The sequence below is a fragment of the Ectobacillus ponti genome (genome assembly GCF_024294785.1).
Classification (GTDB): domain Bacteria; phylum Bacillota; class Bacilli; order Bacillales; family Bacillaceae_G; genus Ectobacillus; species Ectobacillus ponti.
Map to the genome: position 1 here is coordinate 1 of NZ_JANCLT010000074.1, position 680 is coordinate 680.

The following is a 680-nucleotide window of genomic DNA, read 5'->3' on the forward strand; positions in this document are numbered from 1 at the left end:
TTGAACTGGCCCCCAAAAGTTAGACACGGGCGTGTCAGGCAGCCTCTTGGGCATGAGACCGGTATTGAACCGGGCTCATGCCCTTTAATTTTGCCTTAATCCGCTTATGGTTGTAATAGTAGATATACTGATCCAATTCTTGTTTAAAATGCTCCATGCTTTCAAATTCTCTGTTGTACAGGAGCTCGCTCTTCAATAAACCAAAGAAGTTCTCCATGACGGCATTGTCGAGACAATTCCCCTTTCGGGACATACTCTGTTGAATGTTCCAATCCCGAAGCGCAGCTTGGTATTGTGCCATTTGGTAGTGCCACCCCTGGTCAGAATGCAGGATGAGAGTGTGACTGTCCGGCAAGCGCTCTAAAGCCGTGTTCAACATCTCTGAAACAAGCTCATAAACAGGACGCGATTTCACGTTGTAGGCGATAATTTCACCGTTGTACAGGTCCAAGATAGGAGAAAGGTACAGCTTTTCCCCATGGAGGTGAAACTCCGTTACATCTGTTACCCATTTCTCATTTGGTTTGGCAGCCTTGAAATTTCGTGACAGGAGGTTCGGGGCAATCTTGCCCACCTTCCCCTTGTAGGAACGGTATTTCTTCATCCGTACGAGGCTTTTCAGACCCATTCCGTTCATGAGGCGAAGCACAGTCTTATGGTTACAGATATAGCCACGGTTA

General features: G+C 47.1%; 1 protein-coding gene. It reads right to left on the reverse strand.

What is annotated here, in order from left to right; all coding sequences use genetic code 11:
- Positions 1-34: 34 nt before the first annotated feature.
- A partial coding sequence (locus NK662_RS23225; protein ID WP_254761349.1) for an IS3 family transposase occupies positions 35-680 on the reverse strand: 646 nt, incomplete at its 5' end.